Here is a 15,688-nt window from a genome sequence, read left to right as displayed (position 1 = left end):
CCGTGAGGTCGTGGCGGCGGCGCAGGTCGCCGCGCGTCGCGGCGCTGACCGTGGTGCGCGACGAGGCGGCGATGCTCCCGCGCTGGATCGGGTACTACGGCGCCCAGCTCGGTGTGGAGAACCTGGTCGTCGTGGACGACCGCTCGACCGACGGCTCGACCGACGACCTGCCGTGCCGGGTGATCCGCCACGGAGGATTTCCCGAGGGTCGCTTCGAGCGGGCGCGGATGCGGTTGGCCAGCCGGCTCGGCGCCGAGCTGCTCCGGACCCATGACGCCGTGATCTTCGCCGACGCCGACGAGTTCCTGCTCGCCGATCCCGACAGGTACGACGGCCTGCTGGACTTCGTGGCGTCCCGGCCCGAGCAGATGGTCGCCGCCGGGCTGGGGCTGAACGTCGTCCATCACCTCGACCACGAAGGACCTCTTCGCACCGACGCGCCGGTCCTCGGCCAGCGCCGGTTCGCCAAGTTCGTCGGCAAGATCTGCAAGCCGTCGCTCAAGCGGACCGATGCCCCGTGGGTCCGGGCATCGCACGGCATCCGGGCGCCGTACCTGCCGGACCGCGACCTGCTCATGGTGCACCTCAAGTTCGCCGACCTCGACCTGATGCGACGCACGGCGGACCTCCGGCACGCGGTCCGGGTCTCGTCCGGGCTGACCGAGCAGAGCGTGTGGGCGAAGAGCGGGGACGAGATCGCCGCCGAGTTCCGGTCGTTCCTCAACGGCGGGCCGGACGTGCCGGAGTTCGATGCCCAGGGAGTCGACCCGCGACGGCTGGTGAGCGAGGAGTACGGCGTCTGGCGCGCCACCGGCCCGCGGCAGCTGCAGGCGATGGTTCAGGCTCCGCTGGTGCGGGTGCCCGAGCGCTACCACGGCATGGTGTGACGCGCGGGCCCCTCCCAGGTCAGAGCAGTACGCCGAGGGCCGCGTCGAGCACGGTCCGGACCGCCGCCGGGGCGGAGCCGTCGGTGGCGTCACCCGCGAGCGTGGCGTCCACCCAGGCGTCGATCGCCGCCACGGCGCGGGGCGCGTCGAGGTCGTCGGCCAGCGCCGCCAGCACCTCGGTGACGACCGGCGCGGCCTCCGCACCGGCCGGCGAGGCCAGGGCGCGCTTCCAGCGGGCGATGTCGTCGACGGCGTCGAAGAGCTGGCCGTCGGTCCACTCCCAGTCGGTCCGGTAGTGGTGGCGCAGCAGCGCCAGCCGGATCGCCATCGGGTGGATCTCGGCGTTGCGCAGCGCCGACACGAAGACCAGGTTGCCCAGCGACTTGGACATCTTCTGCCCGTCGTACCCGACCATGCCGGCGTGGCTGTAGGCCCGCGCGAACGGCTCGTCGGAGACCGCCTGGGCGTGGCCCGCGCACAGCTCGTGGTGCGGGTAGATCAGGTCGCTTCCGCCGCCCTGGACGTCGAAGGCGCCGCCGAGGTGCTGCAGGGCGATCGCGGCGCACTCGATGTGCCAGCCGGGCCGGCCCTTGCCCCACGGGCTGTCCCAGGACGGCTCCCCCGGGCGCTCGCCGCGCCAGACGACGGCGTCCAGCGGGTCCCGCTTGCCGGGCCGGTCGGGGTCGCCGCCGCGCTCGCCGAAGAAGCGGGTCATCGTCTCGCGGTCGTAGTTCGACTCCTTGCCGAACGCGTCGTCGGCGGAGACGGAGTAGTAGACGTCGGTGTCGACGGTGTAGACGGCACCCGCCGCCTCGAGCCGCTGGATCAGCTCGATCACCAGCGGGATCGACTCGACCGCCCCGACGTAGTGGTCCGGCGGAAGGATCCGCAGCGCCTCCATGTCGCGCCGGAACAGGTCGGTCTCGCGCAGGGCGAGCTCCTCCCAGCCGATCTTGACCTTCTCGGCGCGCTCCAGCAGCGGGTCGTCGACGTCGGTGACGTTCTGGACGTAGCGGACCTCGTGCCCGGCCGAGCGCCACGCGCGGTTGAGCAGGTCGAAGGCGACGTAGGTGTTCGCGTGGCCGATGTGGGTGGCGTCGTACGGCGTGATCCCGCAGACGTAGAGCCGCGCGGCGCCCTCGGGCGTCACCGCCAGCCGGCCGCCGCTCGCCGTGTCGTGGACGACCACCTCCGGACCGGTGACCGGCAACGAGGGGATCTCCGGGGCAGACCAGGCGCGCATGCAGCGATGCTAGTGGGCGTCGGTCAGAAGGGTGGCCACGGTATGCTCGGCCACCCGTCGCCGGGGACGGGCAGGCGGCCCGATTCCGACAGGCGACGGACGCGTGAGCCGACGGCACGCACCTCGTGGGGCGCCACGTGCTCGGCGAGGGCCGCGCCGAGGTCGCCCGACAGGGCCTCACCGACGCGATGGAGCACCTCGCGCTCCTCATCGGTGAGCGGCGAGCCGGCCCAGCCCCACAGCACCGTGCGCAGCTTGTTCTCGTGGTGGAAGGCCACCCCGTGGTCGACCCCGAGGCGGCGGCCGTCGGGCATCGCCAGGACGTGCCCGCCCTTGCGGTCGGCGTTGTTCACGACGGCGTCGAAGAGCGCCATCCGGCGCAGCGCGGCGGTGTCCTCGTGGATGAGCACGACGGGCCGGTCGCGCTCGTCGTACCCCTCGACGACGGGGAGCCAGCCGGCGGGCACCTCGTCGCCGCGCACCAGCGACACCGCCTCGTCCTCACCGACCTGCTGCCACTCCTGCAGCATCCCCGGGCCGTGCGGGCCGTCACCGATCCAGGTGCGCGGGACGACGGCCCAGCCGGTGGCCTCGGAGACGAGGTACGCCGCGACCTCCCGGCCCGCCAGGGTGCCGTCGGGGAAGTCCCACAGCGGGCGCTCCCCCGCCACGGGCTTGTAGACGACCTCGCGGCCGTCCTCGAGCTCGGCGAGGAACGTGGCGTTGGAGGCCGGCATGATCCGGCCCTTGAGCGTCAGCACCGATCAGGGGTCGCGGCGCTTGAAGCCGTTGGCCCGGACGCAGAGGTGGCCGTCGGGGTCGATGGGCTGACCGCAGAACGGGCAGTCGGGCCGTCCGGCCCCCACGACCAGGGCCGCGCGCTGCACGAACGATCGGGCGGCGGCCGGCTCGAGGCGGACCACGAGCATCTCGGCGGCGTCGCCGTTCTCGTCCGGCTCCTGCCCGACGGGGAAGACCTCGATGACCACCCGCTCGTCGTCGGGGTCCCACGAGAGCGTCATCGTGCCGCCGCGGAACTCCTCCTCGATCGGCTGCTCCAACGGGTCGTCGTCCACCAGGGCGACCGGAGCGACCGCCGGGACGACCGTGCGTGTCGTCGTCTCGGTCATGACCTCGTCGAGGAGCTCGTCGACACGCTCTGCCAGCGCGGCCACCTGCTCCTTCTCGATGGCGACGCTGACGAGGCGGGCGCCGGCGCGGGCCTGGAGGAAGAAGCTCCGCGCGCCCGGCTCACCGACGGTGCCGGCGACGAAGCGCTCGGGCGGGTCGAAACCGTGGACGATGGGCATGCGACAAACCTAGTGGCCCGGACCAGCACCGCCACCGACCGGCGCACCGGTGTCCGGATCGCGGCCGGCGTCCGGCTTCGGGGCCAGCCAGGACAGGTCCCCGTCGTGGGTGTTGCTGGCCAGCACGTAGGGCCGGTCCGCGGTGTAGCGGATGATCGAGATCGACGCCGGGTCCACCTGGATCCGCTGGAACAGGTCCAGGTGCATGCCCAGCGCGTCGGCGAGCAGGGACTTGATGATGTCGCCGTGGCTGACCGCCACCCACACCGCGCCGGGGCCGTGCTCGGCCTCGAGGGCGGCGTCGCGACGGCGTACCGCCTCCACGGCGCGGTTCTTCATCGTCAGCATCGCCTCCCCTCCCGGGAAGGCCGCGGCCGACGGCTGGAGCTGGACGGTGCGCCACAGCGGCTCCTGGGCGAGGTCCTTGAGCTGGCGGCCCTGCCACTCGCCGTAGTCGCACTCGGCCAGCCCGCGCTCGGTGGCCACGCGCGGCCGCTCGTCGCGTCCGGCGAGCAGGAGCTTGGCGGTCTGCTTGCAGCGCTCCTGCGGGCTGCTCACCACCGCGGCGAGGGGCACCGGCGCGAGCCGCGCCCCCGCGCGCGCTGCCTGCTGCTCCCCCGTCTCGTCCAGGCGTACGCCGGGGAGCCGGCCGGCCAGCATGCCGGACGCGTTCGCTGTCGTGCGGCCGTGCCGCACCAGGATCACCGTCGCCATCGTCCTCCGAGGCTATTCCATGGCCTAGCCTCGGATCGTGATCGTCGACAGCGCCGTCTACCGGCATGGCACCCGGCTCCCCGTCGACTGCCATGTCCACGACTACGCGACCCTGCGCAAGAACGCCTCCGAGGAGGGCGACTTCGTCTGGGTCGGCCTGTACGAGCCCAGCCACATCGAGCTGGCCGACATGGCGGAGGCGTTCGGCCTGCACCCGCTGGCCATCGAGGACGCGGTGGTCGCCCACCAGCGCCCGAAGCTCGAGACCTACCAGGGCAGCCTGTTCCTGGTCCTCAAGACGCTCTGGTACGTCGACGAGGACGACGCGGTCGAGACCGGCGAGATCAACATGTTCATCGGCACCGACTTCGTCATCACGGTGCGCCACGGACGCGGGGCGCAGCTCAGCGACGCCCGGCACACGCTCGAGGCGCAGCAGTCGGTCCTCGACCACGGCCCCTCGGCCGTCGTCTACGCGGTGTGCGACGTCGTCGTCGACGGCTACACCGACGTGGTGAGCGAGCTGCAGGTCGACGTGGACGAGGTCGAGTCCTCGGTCTTCTCCGACAAGCGCACCGACGACTCCAACCGGATCTACATCCTCAAGCGCGAGCTGTCGGAGGTACGCCGGGCGGTGCTGCCGCTGCGCGAGCCGATGCGCCGCTTCGCGACCGGCGGGGTCCCGATGATCGAGGCCGGCGCGATGCCGTTCTTCCGCGACGTCACCGACCACCTCACCCAGGCCGCGGAGGAGATCGACACCCTCGACTCGCTGCTCTCCACCGCCTTCGAGGCCCACATGGCGCGGATGTCGGTGCAGCAGAACGACGACATGCGCAAGATCTCCGCCGGCGTCGCGCTGGCTGCCGTGCCCACCCTGATCGCCGGCGTCTACGGGATGAACTTCACCCACATGCCCGAGCTGTCGTGGCAGCTGGGCTATCCCTACGCCCTGGTGCTGATGCTGGTGGTCTCGGGCGGGCTCTACTGGTTCTTCAAGAAGTCCGGCTGGCTGTAGCTCAGGTCGCGGACATGACGTTCGTGGCGAGCAGCGCCAGCAGGCCGAGGCCCACCACGACCCGGTAGGGGACGAAGGCCGCGATGGAGTGGCCGGCGACGAACTTCAGCAGCCACGCGACCGAGACGTAGGCGACGACGAAGCTGATCAGGGTGCCCACGACGGTCGGGCCGACCCCGATCCCCTGCCCGACGGCGTCCTTGAGCTCGTAGAGGCCCGCCCCGGTGAGCGCGGGGATGGACAGGAAGAAGCTGAGCTTGGTGGCCGCCACCCGGTCCAGGCCGCCGATGAGCCCGGCCGAGATCGTGGCGCCCGAGCGGGAGACGCCCGGCACGAGCGCGATGCACTGCACGACGCCGACGACGATCGCGTCGCGCAGGGTGACCTTCTTGAGGTCGCGCTCCTGGCGGGCGGTGCGCTCGGCGTACACCATGACGGCGCTCCAGACGACCAGGGCGGCGCCCACGACCCACAGCGACCGCAGCGGGCCGGAGATGAAGTCCTTGGCGAGCAGCCCGACGATCCCGATCGGGATCGAGCCGAGGATGACGTACCAGCCCATCCGGTGGTCCGCGGTGCCGCGGTACTCGGGCTTGGCCAGCCCCCGCACCCAGCCCACGGCGATCTGCCAGATGTCGTGCGCGAAGAAGAGCAGGACCGCGGCGATCGCGCCCATCTGGATCACGGCGGTGTACGCCGTGACCGCGTCGTTGTCGATCTGCAGGCCGAGCAGCTTCTCGGCGATCGTCAGGTGGCCGGTGCTGGAGACGGGCAGGAACTCGGTGAGTCCCTCGACCACGCCGAGCACCACGGAGTCGAAGTAGTTGATGATCATCGCGGATGAGCGTATCGGCGAGCCGCATCCAGGCTCTGCCCCACGCCGGACTAGGTTTTCCGCATGCACCATCGGTACGTCGGCGCCAGCGGCCTCCGTGTCTCCCGGCTCGGCCTCGGCACGATGACCTGGGGCAAGGACACCGACGAGCACGAGGCACGCGACCAGCTCGTGGCCTTCGTCGAGGCGGGCGGCACCCTGATCGACACCGCCGCGGGCTACACCGACGGCCGCTCCGAGGCCCTGATCGGCTCGCTGATCGGCGACGTGGTCGGCCGCGACGAGGTCGTGCTGGCCACGAAGGCCGGGATCTGGCGCCGCGGTGGCGACCGGGCGACCGACACCTCCCGCGGCGCGCTCCTGCGCGGCCTGGACACCTCGCTCAAGCGGCTCGGCACCGACCATGTCGACCTGTGGCAGGTGCACATCTGGTCCGACGACGTGCCGCTGGAGGAGACCCTCGGCGCGCTCGACTTCGCGGTGAGCAGTGGCCGGGCGGCGTACGTCGGCATCTCGAACTACGCCGGGTGGCAGACCGCCCAGGCGGCGACCTGGCAGCGGGCCGGCTCCGGCCGTGCCCCGCTGACCTCGACGCAGATGGAGTACTCCCTGGTCAACCGGCGCATCGAGCGCGAGGTGCTGCCGGCCTGCGACGCGCTCGGGCTCGGCGTCCTGCCCTGGTCGCCGCTGGGTCGCGGCGTCCTCACCGGCAAGTACCGCACCGGCACCCCGTCGGACTCGCGCGCCGCCTCCCCGGTCTTCTCCTCGTTCGTGGAGGCCTACCTCGACGACCGCAGCCGCAGCATCGTCGAGGCGGTCTGCCGGGCGGCCGACGGGCTGGGCTGGACCCCGCTCGAGGTGGCCCTGGTCTGGGTGCGCGACCGTCCCGGCGTGACCGCGCCGATCGTCGGCGCCCGCACGGCCGCCCAGCTCAAGACCGCGCTGCTGGCCGAGGGGCGCTCGCTGCCCCCCGAGATCCGGACCGCCCTGGACGACGTCTCCGAGGGTGCCGCGTGACCAGCGCACCTGGCGCCCCGATCGAGCTGCGCACGAAGATCATGCGCGGGCTGGGCCGTGGCGTGGAGTGGGAGTTCGAGCGGGTGAGCTTCGACCGGGAGTTCTCCCGCAACCAGGTCACCAAGCTCCTCGTCGAGCGCGCCGAGCACGGCGGGTGGGAGCTGGACCGGCTCCAGATCGGCCCGGACGGCAAGCGCCGGGTCGTGCTGCGCCGCAAGATCATCCGGGCGATCCGGACGGCGTAGCGATCAGACGGAGACCGGCAGGGTCGTGAGGCCGCGCAGGTTGATCCGGCCGTTCCAGGCCACCTCGCCCGCCCGCTCCATCGCGGGGAACCGCTGCGAGACCCGCTCCAGGACGACCCGGCCCTCCAGCCGCGCCAGCGCCGCACCGAGGCAGTGGTGCACGCCGCCGCCGAAGGACAGGTGGGTGCGGGCGTCGGGACGGTCGAGACGCAGCTCGTCGGCATCGGGTCCCCAGTGCTCCGGGTCGCGGTTCGCCGCGCCGAGGCCGGCGAGCACGAAGCTGCCGGTCGGGATGGTGGTCCCGCCGACGTCGTACGGCGCCAGCGTGATGCGCCGGGTCTGCTGCACCGGGGAGTCGTAGCGCAGCAGCTCCTCGACCGCGTTGCCGGCGATCTCCGGCGTGCTCCGCAGCAGGGCCATCTGGTCCGGGTGCTCCAGGAGCGCCAGGAACCCGTTGCCGATCAGGTTGACCGTCGTCTCGTGGCCGGCGACGTAGAGCAGCTGCACCTGGGCGACCAGCTCGTCGTCGTCGAGCACGTCCCCGTCGTCCTCGGCCCGGATCAGCGCGGTCAGCAGGTCCTCGCCGGGGTTGTCGCGCTTCCAGTCGATGATCTCCGCGCACAGCTGCGTGAGCTCGGTGTCGGCGGCCATGATCTGAGCGGCCAGCCCGGGGTCGGCCACCGGCTCCAGTGAGCGCACCAGGGTGCCCGTCAGCTCACGCATCCGGGCATGGTCGGAGCTGTCCGGGATGCCCATCATCTCGGAGATGACGGCGAAGGGCAGCGGGAACGCGAGCTCCTCGATCAGGTCCACGGAGCCCGACATGGCGTCGAGGAGGTCGTCGACCAGGGCGGTGATGCCCGGCTCGAGCGCTGCGATGGAGCGCGGCGTGAACACCTTCGACACCAGCTTGCGCAGCCGGGTCTGGACCGGCGGGTCCCGGTCGAGCATGGACAGCCCGCCGGCGCGCTCCTCACGATCGCCGTACATCGCGGCGTTCAGGTCGGCGAGCGCACCGCGCACGTTGCGCTCCTCCACCGACATCGACGCCCGCAGCAGGTCGGAGACGTGCTGGTAGCGGGCGGTGACCCAGAACCCCAGCGGGTGCTCGTACGCCGGCCCGGCGGCCCGGAGCCGCTCGTACTCCGGGTACGGGTCATCGGTGTAGCCGGGGGCGAAGGGGTCGAAGACGTACGACGTTTCGGTCACCCGGCCACTCTGGCGCGAGCCGTCCCCGGTGTCATCCGACCCGGGGAGGATTTGTCCCTCAGGCCAGGTCGAGGAACCGGTCCAGCACCCGCGTGCCGAACTCGAGCGCGTCGGTCGGCACCCGCTCGTCGACCCCGTGGAACAGCGCGGTGAAGTCCAGGTCCTCGGGCAGCCGCAGCGGCGCGAAGCCGTAGGTGCGCATCCCGAGCCGGCCGAAGTGCTTGGCGTCGGTCCCCGCGCTCATCAGGTACGGCGCCACGAGCGCGCCGGGATCCTCCGCAACCAGGCTCGTGGTCATCGCGTCGACCAGCCGGCCGTCGTACGGCATCTCCCAGGGGGGCTGCTTCGACAGGTAGTCGATGGTGATGTCGTCGCCGACCAGCTCGGCCAGCGTCGCGAAGAACTCGTCCTCGTAGCCGGGGAGGAACCGCCCGTCGGCGTACGCCGTGGCCTCGGTGGGGATCACGTTCACCTTGTAGCCGGCCTCGAGCATGGTCGGGTTGACCGAGTTGCGCAGGACGGCGCCGAGCATGCGCACCGCTCCCCCGAACTCGGTGACCAGCTCGGTCGCGTTCTCCGGCGTCGCCTCCACCCCGGCCAGCTCGCCGACCGTGGCCAGCAGGGTGCGCATCGTGGGGGTGAGCCGGACCGGCCACTCGTGGGTGCCGATCCGGGCGATGGCCGAGGCGAGCCGGGTGACGGCGTTCTCGTGGTTGATCATCGAGCCGTGACCGGCGCGGCCGCGGGCGGTCAGCCTCATCCACGCCATGCCGCGCTCGGCGGCCTCGATCAGGTAGACCCGCTGCCCGCGGACCGAGGTGCTGAAGCCGCCGACCTCGCCGACGGCCTCCGTGCAGCCCTCGAACAGGTCGGCGTGCTCGCGCACCAGCACGTCCGCGCCGTGATGACCGCCGGCCTCCTCGTCCGCGGTGAAGCACAGCACCAGCGGCCGCTCCGGAACCCTGCCCTCGCGGGCGCGCGCCCGCACGACGGCGAGGGTCATCGCGTCGAAGTCCTTCATGTCGACCGCGCCGCGGCCCCACAGGTAGCCGTCGCGCACCTCGCCGCTGAACGGGTCGACCTGCCAGTCCTCCTTCGCGGCCGGTACGACGTCGAGGTGGCCGTGCACCAGGAGCGCGTCGTCGCGCTCGCCGGTCCCGCCCCAGCGCGCGATCACGTTGGAGCGACCGGGCCCGGTCTCGACGATCTGCGCCTCGATGCCGACCTCGTCGAGCAGCCCGGCGACGTACTCCGCCGCGGGCCGCTCCACCGGACGGTCGTTCCGGCCGTCGTTGGTGGTGTCGATGCGGATCAGCCGGTGGCAGATCTCGACGACCTCACTCATGGGCGGACTCATGGGCGGGCTCGCGGGCCGACGCAGACGCGGCGTCCGCCTGGTCCTGCTTGAGCGCCACCATGTCCGCCGCCGTCGGCTTGCCCTGCGGATGGTGGTGGTGGCACACGACCCACGGCGTGCCGTCGATCGGTGACTTCCCGATCCGCCAGCAGCGGTGCACGTGGCAGCGGTGCTTGCGATAGAGCCCGAAGGAGGCCCCGACGATGGCGAGCTGACCGATGTCGGCGCCGGCGCCGGACCAGAAGGAGTACCACTCCTTGCCGTCGGTTCCGAGGAGGTGACCCAGGCTCAGCGGTAGCACGCCGGCAAGTCTGCCACCCCAGCAGTGTGGGCCTGCGCGACCGCCCCACCGAGCGCGCGGGCCCACAGCTGGGTGACCGCCACTGCCCACTCCTCACGGAGCGTTGCCTGCGGGATGCGGGGCGTGGCGTTCATACCTCTTCAACGCCCCCGTTCGGTGGCCGTTATCGGGACCTTGGTCCTGATTTGCCGGCGTTCCACCCCGCGATGTGGCCGCAGAGCATGCCTGTGACGTCCGTCCCAGAATCCACGGTCGCTGAGCGGGACGTGTGACGCAGCCGGGTGGCGGGGGCCACATCGGGCGGGGTGTCGGGTTTGCGGCGGCGTACGGCGTTCCTGCTCACTGGACCGACTGCTTGCAACAGCAAGCACACCGAACGATTCGAGAGAACCATGAACTTCCGCACCAGCCTGTACCGCGCCGCGATCGCCCCGAGCCTCATCGGGCTCGCCGTCGCAGCGACCACGGTCGTGCCGAGCGACGACGCCGGCGCCAGCACCGCCGACTTCCGCCTGGCGGCTGCTGCACCCCGCGTCCTGCACCGTGCGGCGCTGCAGCCGGTGCCGGTCGGGCTCCCGGTCGTGCACTACCGGCTCACCGGTCGCTTCGGGGACGTCAGCGGCCTGTGGCGCACCGTCCACACCGGCCTGGACTTCGCCGCCCCCGAGGGCACGCCGATCCATGCGATCGCCGAGGGCGTTGTGCTCTCCACCGGCTACGACGGGTCCTACGGCAACAAGACCGTGGTGCGGCTCGACGACGGCACGGTGCTGTGGTTCTGCCACCAGTCGGCCTTCGAGGTGAAGGTCGGCCAGCGCGTGGAGCCCGGCCAGGTCATCGGCCTGATCGGTGCCACCGGCAACACCACCGGCCCGCACCTGCACCTGGAGGTGCACCCGCACGGCGGCGACGCGATCGACCCGTTCACCTGGCTGGTCCACCAGGGCCTCGAGCCCTGATCCCCGGAACCTCGACGTAGGTCCTCGCGAGCCTCCACACTGTGCGCATGGGACTCCCACTGCCGGCGCTGCGCAAGGTTCCGGAGGGCTTCGCCGGGCGCGACCCGGAGTTCATCCGGCGGATGCTGCCGCGGTTCTGGCTGGCGCTGCAGATCTACCACCGCGCCGAGGTCGACGGCTTCGAGAACGTCCCGGACGAGCCGGTGCTGTTCGTGGGCAACCACAGCGGAGGCGCCAACATCCCCGACACGTTCGCGTTCCTGCTGGCGTACTCGACGTACTTCACCGTCGAGGGGCGGCCGCTCTTCGGGCTGGCCCACGAGGTCATCACCCGGATGCCGGTGCTGGGCGACATCGCGCGCCGGATGGGCGTGGTCCAGGCAGGACCGACCACTGCGCGCGAGCTGCTCGACGAGGGCGCCAACGTGCTGGTCTACCCGGGCGGCGACGTCGAGGCGCTGCGGCCGTTCCGCGACCGCAACAAGATCGTGTTCGACGGGCGCAAGGGCTTCCTCAAGCTCGCGCACGGCGCCGGCGTGAAGATCGTCCCGGTGGTCGCGACCGGCGGCCAGGAGACGTTCTTCGTGCTCAACGACGGCCGGCGGACCGCGCAGCTGCTGCGCTTCGACAAGTACCTGCGGATCAAGTCGGTGCCGATCTCGATGAGCATCCCGTGGCTCCTCATCCCCGGCGACCTGCCGCACATCTCCCTGCCCGCGAAGATCCGGGTCCAGGTGCTCGACCCGATCGACCTGCGGGAGCGGTTCGGCGACGAGCCGGACTGGGACGCGGCGTACGACTACGTCACCTCGGTGATGCAGGTCGGGCTCTCCCGGCTCGCCGCGAAGACCGTCTTCCCGGTGCTGGGCTGATGGGCGCTCCCGTGGTCGAGTCGGTCGTCGTCCGACGGCCGTTCGACGAGGTCGCCAAGGTCGCCACCGATGCGCGGGTCGTGCTGCCGCTGGTCGGCGGGCGCATCTGCCTGATCCGCGAGTACGCCGACGGCTCGGCCGAGTGGGACCTGTTCCTCGACGTCGGGACCATCCACGTGGGCGGCAGGGTCGTCGTACGCGCCACGGACGGGACGAGCCTGTCCTGGCAGTCCATCCGTGGCACCCGCCAGAGCGCGGAGCTGGTCGTGGAGCCGGAGGGCGACGCCAGCCGGGTGACGGTGACGATGACCACCGAGTTCCAGGGACTGCTGTTCGCGGCGCTGACCAGCCGGCTGGCCCGCGGGATCGTCAGCCGTCACGTCCGGGCCGGGCTGGAGCAGCTCCGGCACCAGCTGGAGTTCGACGAGAGCTGACCTGCGCGAGCGTCTCGTCGAGGTGCTCGAGCAGGTCGCGGCAGTCGCGCAGGACCGCCGCGGCACCGGCCTCCAGCAGCTCGTCGCGCCCACTGCCCCCGGCGAGCAGGCAGATGGTCGGTACGCCGATCCGGCCGGCCGCCTGCACGTCCCAGACCGCGTCCCCGATCATCACCGCACGTCCTCCGCCGACCTTCTCCAGGGCGCGGTCGAGGATCTCCGGGCTCGGCTTGGACTCCTCCGCATCCTCGCTGGTGGTCGCGGCGTCGGCGCGCCGCTCGGCGTCGAGCAGGTCGAGGGCGTGCCGGGCGTGCTCGGGGATGCTGGAGCTCGCCAGGACCACGTCGAGGCCACGCCGCCGCAGGCCGTCCAGGAGCTCGCGCGCCCCGTCGAAGAGCCTGGTCCGGTCGATGACCTGGTCGTACTCCTGCTTCCAGCGGTCCCGGATGGCGTCGCCGTGCCGCTCCTCGGCCTCCTCGCCCGCCACCTCGGCGACCAGGCGGTCACCGCCCATCCCGATCGCGCGGTGGATCGCGAAGACCGGGACGTGCCGATCCAGCACCGCGTCGAACGCGCGGGCCCAGGTCACCGCGTGGTGATAGGTCGAGTCCAGCAGGGTGCCGTCGATGTCGAGGACGGCCGTGTCGAACGGGGTGTCGGAGTGGATGTCGGTCGAGGCCATGGCCTCCCGGTGCCCCGTCGCGCGCCGATCACGCCTCGCGTTGCAGGCGCTCCCGCCGGCGCCGCTGCCGCTGCCGCTGCTCCGCGGCCCTCTCGATCGAGGACATGAAGGCCGGGTCCTTCTTGTTGGCCCACCACACGATCGGGCCGCGGACCGCCGCCATCCGCCGGGTCGGGTAGTCGAGCGGCTTCTCGAAGACCCCGACGGTGTCGCCCCAGTAGTGCGGGTCGGTGCGGTCGGCGGGGTAGTCCCAGTAGCGCCGCTCCCCCGGCCGCGCGGGCACGTAGTCGGTGCGGGCGTGCTTGAGGTGCAGCCCGGTGAACGCGGCCATCGCCCGCACGCCGTCGTCGTAGTAGCGCCAGCAGTCGACCAGCATGTGCTTGTGGCCCCGGGAAGGCACGGTCATGATGAAGATCCCGCCCGGCTTGAGCACCCGCGCGACCTCGAACATCGCGGCCCAGAAGAACGGGATGTGCTCGAAGACCTGGCCGGACACCACCACGTCCACGCTGTTGGTCCGCACCGGGTAGCGGTACGGCTTGGCCAGGACCCGGTCGACGTTCGGCCCCTCGATGATGTCGACGCCGATGATCTCGGCGTCGTGCTCGGCGAACAGCGCGCCGTGCGTCAGGCCCTTCTCGATCCGGTCCTCGGTCGTGCCCGACCCCACGTCCAGGACCGTGATCGGGCGGTCCCTCGGGACGAACGCTTCGATGTTGCGCGCCATCGCGCGGTAGGCCGAGGAGTGCACCCGTCGATCGTACGCAGACGCGTCAGCGTCTCACCGGATGTCCTCGAGGAAGCCGGCGACGTGGGTGCGCAGGTCGGAGGAGAGCCGGGACAGCTCCAGCGAGGCGCTGGTCATCTCCGAGGCGCCGGCGCTGGTGTCCTCGGTCGCGGACCCGATCGCCGCGATGTCCTCGTTGACTCCGGCGACCGCGCTGGCCGCCTCGGTCGTCGTCCGGCTCAGCTCCGCCGCGGCCTGCCGTTGCTCACCGACGGCGCCCGCGATGGCGGCGACGTTCGCGCCCATGCCCCCGACGGCCGACGCGATCGACTCGATCGCGGTCACGGCGGCGTTGGTGGCGGCCTGGATCGAGGTGACCTGCTCCTCGATCCGGCTCGTGGCCGCGGCCGTCTCCGAGGCGAGGCTCTTGACCTCGGCCGCGACGACGGCGAAGCCCTTGCCCGACTCCCCCGCCCGGGCGGCCTCGATGGTCGCGTTCAGCGCCAGCAGCCGGGTCTGACCGGCGACCTGGGTGATCAGGCCGATCACCTCGCCGATCTCCTGGGAGGCGGCAGCCAGGCCGCGGACCGTCGCCCGGACCTGCTCGGCCTCCTCGGCGGCACGCCGGCCGGCCTGGTTGGACTGGTCGGCCTGCTCCTCGATGGCCCGCACCGTGCTGACCAGCTGCTCGACGGCGGCTGCGGCGACGGTGACGGCGTCCGAGGCGGTGCGCGAGTTGTCGGCCACGGTGGCCGCCCGTCCCGCCGTACCCTCCGCGGTCGAGGCGAGGGTCCGCGAGGACGCCTCCATCTCGGCGGAGGCGGCGGCGACCTGGTCGGAGAGGCCGAGGACGGCCGTCTCGAACCCCTCGGCGAGGGTACGCCGCCGCTCGTCCTGCGCGGCCAGCTCGTCGTGGGTCGCCGCCATGGCGCCGATCGCGCCGTTGATGGTGACCGCGCCCAGCCGGAACGAGCCGAGCATGCCGCGCACCAGGAAGCGGCGGTAGAACTTGGCCTCGGCGGCGAACTCCAGGGACGCCGACGACTCGCGGACGTAGGCGTCGGTCCGGTCCAGCAGGTTGTTGCAGGCGTCCCGCAGGGCCACCAGCTCGGGCTCGTCGCCGAGCACCGGCACCCGGGGCTCCAGGTCGCCCCGCTCGGCGGCCTGGCACACCTGGGTCACGGCCCGGACGGCCGCGCGGAGACGGGCCGCCGTGCCGTCGTCGGTGGGGGCCTCGGTCGGTCCGGCGTGCTCGTCGACCTCGTTGATCAGGGCGGTCATGCCGCCACCCCCTCGTCGGACAGTGCCCATACGTACTCGTCGTAGGTGGTGCCCGCCTCGGCGAGCTCCCGCTCCAGCATCGCGACGCCGGCCTCGGCGGCCTCACGCGCGTTCGGGTGCCGGGCCTCCTCCTCGTGCAGCCGGCGGTAGAGCTCGGCGACACGCTGGACGACGGGCCGGTCGGCGGTGCGCCGGTTGGAGTGGAAGCCCACGATGGTGCCCCTGTCGTCGAAGGTGGGGGTGACGTGCGCCAGCACCCAGTAGTGGCCGCCGTCGGCGCTCAGGTTCATCACGTAGGCGAAGATCTCCTGCCCGGCGGCGATCCGGTCCCACAGGAGCCGGAACACGCTGCGCGGCATGTCGGGATGGCGGATGACGCTGTGCGGCTGGCCGATGAGGTCCTCCTCGGCGTACCCGCTGATCTCGACGAAGAGGTGGTTCACATAGGTAAGCCGGCCCTGCGGATCGGTCTTGGACACGATGATCTGGTCCGGGCGGAAGGTCTTCTCCACCCCGGTCGGGACGATGGCTGTCTTGCGCATGGGCATCTCCTGGTCGGTTATCCGCACTGATCGGTCCCCCGTCGGGCGATCCGAG

Annotated in this window: 19 protein-coding genes; 7 read left to right on the top strand and 12 right to left on the bottom strand. The window is 72.0% G+C overall.

All coding sequences use genetic code 11. The annotated features are described in order from the left end of the window. Positions 1 to 2: 2 nt before the first annotated feature. Entirely contained in the window at positions 3 to 887 is an 885-nt protein-coding gene (locus ACYU8V_RS04235) for a glycosyltransferase family 2 protein (RefSeq protein ID WP_460845403.1), read from the top strand. 19 nt (positions 888 to 906) lie between these two features. Here the strand turns inward: ACYU8V_RS04235 and mshC are convergent, their stop codons facing one another. Genes mshC through ACYU8V_RS04215 form a run of 4 tightly spaced genes read right to left on the bottom strand, consistent with a single transcriptional unit; the run spans position 907 to position 4,154 of the window. Continuing rightward, positions 907 to 2,130 carry a cysteine--1-D-myo-inosityl 2-amino-2-deoxy-alpha-D-glucopyranoside ligase gene (mshC, locus tag ACYU8V_RS04230; RefSeq protein WP_460845402.1) on the bottom strand — a complete coding sequence of 408 codons (1,224 nt, stop codon included), beginning with the start codon at positions 2,128 to 2,130 and terminating at the stop codon, positions 907 to 909. A gap of 23 nt (positions 2,131 to 2,153) precedes the next feature. Further along, positions 2,154 to 2,891, bottom strand: a complete 738-nt coding sequence (locus ACYU8V_RS04225; RefSeq protein ID WP_460845401.1) for an SCO1664 family protein — start codon at positions 2,889 to 2,891, stop codon at positions 2,154 to 2,156. Positions 2,892 to 2,894: 3 nt separating this feature from the next. After that, complete coding sequence (locus ACYU8V_RS04220; protein WP_460845399.1) at positions 2,895 to 3,440, bottom strand: DUF3090 domain-containing protein; 546 nt, start codon at positions 3,438 to 3,440, stop codon at positions 2,895 to 2,897. 9 nt (positions 3,441 to 3,449) lie between these two features. Then, positions 3,450 to 4,154, bottom strand: a complete 705-nt coding sequence (locus ACYU8V_RS04215; protein ID WP_460845398.1) for a histidine phosphatase family protein — start codon at positions 4,152 to 4,154, stop codon at positions 3,450 to 3,452. 37 nt (positions 4,155 to 4,191) lie between these two features. Between ACYU8V_RS04215 and corA the strand changes: the two genes are divergently transcribed. Further along, positions 4,192 to 5,172, top strand: coding sequence for a magnesium/cobalt transporter CorA (gene corA, locus ACYU8V_RS04210; RefSeq protein ID WP_460845396.1), 981 nt, complete (start codon positions 4,192 to 4,194; stop codon positions 5,170 to 5,172). A 1-nt stretch (position 5,173) separates the two neighbouring features. On the opposite strand, the gene ACYU8V_RS04205 is transcribed toward corA, so the two are convergent. Continuing rightward, positions 5,174 to 6,001 carry an undecaprenyl-diphosphate phosphatase gene (locus tag ACYU8V_RS04205; protein ID WP_460845673.1) on the bottom strand — a complete coding sequence of 276 codons (828 nt, stop codon included), beginning with the start codon at positions 5,999 to 6,001 and terminating at the stop codon, positions 5,174 to 5,176. Positions 6,002 to 6,070: 69 nt separating this feature from the next. Here ACYU8V_RS04205 and ACYU8V_RS04200 point away from each other — a divergent pair, with 69 nt between their 5' ends. Together ACYU8V_RS04200 and ACYU8V_RS04195 are read left to right on the top strand one after the other, a co-directional pair. Next, positions 6,071 to 7,024: an aldo/keto reductase gene (locus tag ACYU8V_RS04200; protein ID WP_460845395.1), complete on the top strand. Its 954-nt coding sequence runs from the start codon at positions 6,071 to 6,073 to the stop codon at positions 7,022 to 7,024. Continuing rightward, a complete protein-coding gene (locus ACYU8V_RS04195) occupies positions 7,021 to 7,269 on the top strand; it encodes a DUF5703 family protein (protein ID WP_460845393.1) in 249 nt (82 codons plus the stop codon). Before ACYU8V_RS04200 ends, ACYU8V_RS04195 begins: the two co-directional genes overlap by 4 nt. Before the next feature lie 3 nt (positions 7,270 to 7,272). Here ACYU8V_RS04195 and ACYU8V_RS04190 read toward each other — a convergent pair whose 3' ends face one another. Genes ACYU8V_RS04190 through ACYU8V_RS04180 form a run of 3 tightly spaced genes read right to left on the bottom strand, consistent with a single transcriptional unit; the run spans position 7,273 to position 10,136 of the window. Continuing rightward, on the bottom strand, positions 7,273 to 8,478 hold the full coding sequence (locus ACYU8V_RS04190; RefSeq protein WP_460845391.1) for a cytochrome P450: 1,206 nt from the start codon (positions 8,476 to 8,478) through the stop codon (positions 7,273 to 7,275). A 58-nt stretch (positions 8,479 to 8,536) separates the two neighbouring features. Beyond that, positions 8,537 to 9,823, bottom strand: a complete 1,287-nt coding sequence (locus ACYU8V_RS04185; protein WP_460845389.1) for a M20/M25/M40 family metallo-hydrolase — start codon at positions 9,821 to 9,823, stop codon at positions 8,537 to 8,539. Continuing rightward, positions 9,816 to 10,136, bottom strand: a complete 321-nt coding sequence (locus tag ACYU8V_RS04180; protein ID WP_460845388.1) for a hypothetical protein — start codon at positions 10,134 to 10,136, stop codon at positions 9,816 to 9,818. The genes ACYU8V_RS04185 and ACYU8V_RS04180 overlap by 8 nt, the downstream gene beginning before the upstream one ends. Before the next feature lie 392 nt (positions 10,137 to 10,528). Here ACYU8V_RS04180 and ACYU8V_RS04175 point away from each other — a divergent pair, with 392 nt between their 5' ends. The 3 genes from ACYU8V_RS04175 to ACYU8V_RS04165 are packed head-to-tail and all read left to right on the top strand — an operon-like array spanning position 10,529 to position 12,401. Beyond that, the gene (locus ACYU8V_RS04175) at positions 10,529 to 11,095 is read left to right on the top strand and encodes a M23 family metallopeptidase (protein ID WP_460845386.1); all 567 of its coding nucleotides are present in this window, start codon (positions 10,529 to 10,531) and stop codon (positions 11,093 to 11,095) included. 47 nt (positions 11,096 to 11,142) lie between these two features. Next, on the top strand, positions 11,143 to 11,967 hold the full coding sequence (locus ACYU8V_RS04170; protein WP_460845385.1) for a lysophospholipid acyltransferase family protein: 825 nt from the start codon (positions 11,143 to 11,145) through the stop codon (positions 11,965 to 11,967). After that, entirely contained in the window at positions 11,967 to 12,401 is a 435-nt protein-coding gene (locus ACYU8V_RS04165) for an SRPBCC family protein (RefSeq protein ID WP_460845384.1), read from the top strand. The genes ACYU8V_RS04170 and ACYU8V_RS04165 overlap by 1 nt, the downstream gene beginning before the upstream one ends. On the opposite strand, the gene ACYU8V_RS04160 is transcribed toward ACYU8V_RS04165, so the two are convergent. From ACYU8V_RS04160 to ACYU8V_RS04145, 4 genes are read right to left on the bottom strand one after another with little or no spacing between them, the layout of a single operon-like run. Next, positions 12,337 to 13,083, bottom strand: coding sequence for an HAD family hydrolase (locus ACYU8V_RS04160; protein ID WP_460845383.1), 747 nt, complete (start codon positions 13,081 to 13,083; stop codon positions 12,337 to 12,339). The genes ACYU8V_RS04165 and ACYU8V_RS04160 overlap by 65 nt on opposite strands. A gap of 28 nt (positions 13,084 to 13,111) precedes the next feature. Further along, positions 13,112 to 13,834, bottom strand: coding sequence for a class I SAM-dependent methyltransferase (locus ACYU8V_RS04155; RefSeq protein WP_460845381.1), 723 nt, complete (start codon positions 13,832 to 13,834; stop codon positions 13,112 to 13,114). Positions 13,835 to 13,864: 30 nt separating this feature from the next. Further along, the gene (locus ACYU8V_RS04150; RefSeq protein WP_460845380.1) at positions 13,865 to 15,091 is read right to left on the bottom strand and encodes a methyl-accepting chemotaxis protein; all 1,227 of its coding nucleotides are present in this window, start codon (positions 15,089 to 15,091) and stop codon (positions 13,865 to 13,867) included. Then, positions 15,088 to 15,633, bottom strand: a complete 546-nt coding sequence (locus ACYU8V_RS04145) for a PAS domain-containing protein (protein ID WP_460845379.1) — start codon at positions 15,631 to 15,633, stop codon at positions 15,088 to 15,090. The genes ACYU8V_RS04150 and ACYU8V_RS04145 overlap by 4 nt, the downstream gene beginning before the upstream one ends. Positions 15,634 to 15,688 lie beyond the last annotated feature (55 nt).

The organism is Nocardioides ultimimeridianus, from assembly GCF_054777895.1.
The sequence above is the reverse complement of the archived record's forward strand: the minus strand, read 5'-3'. Positions and strand labels throughout refer to the sequence as shown.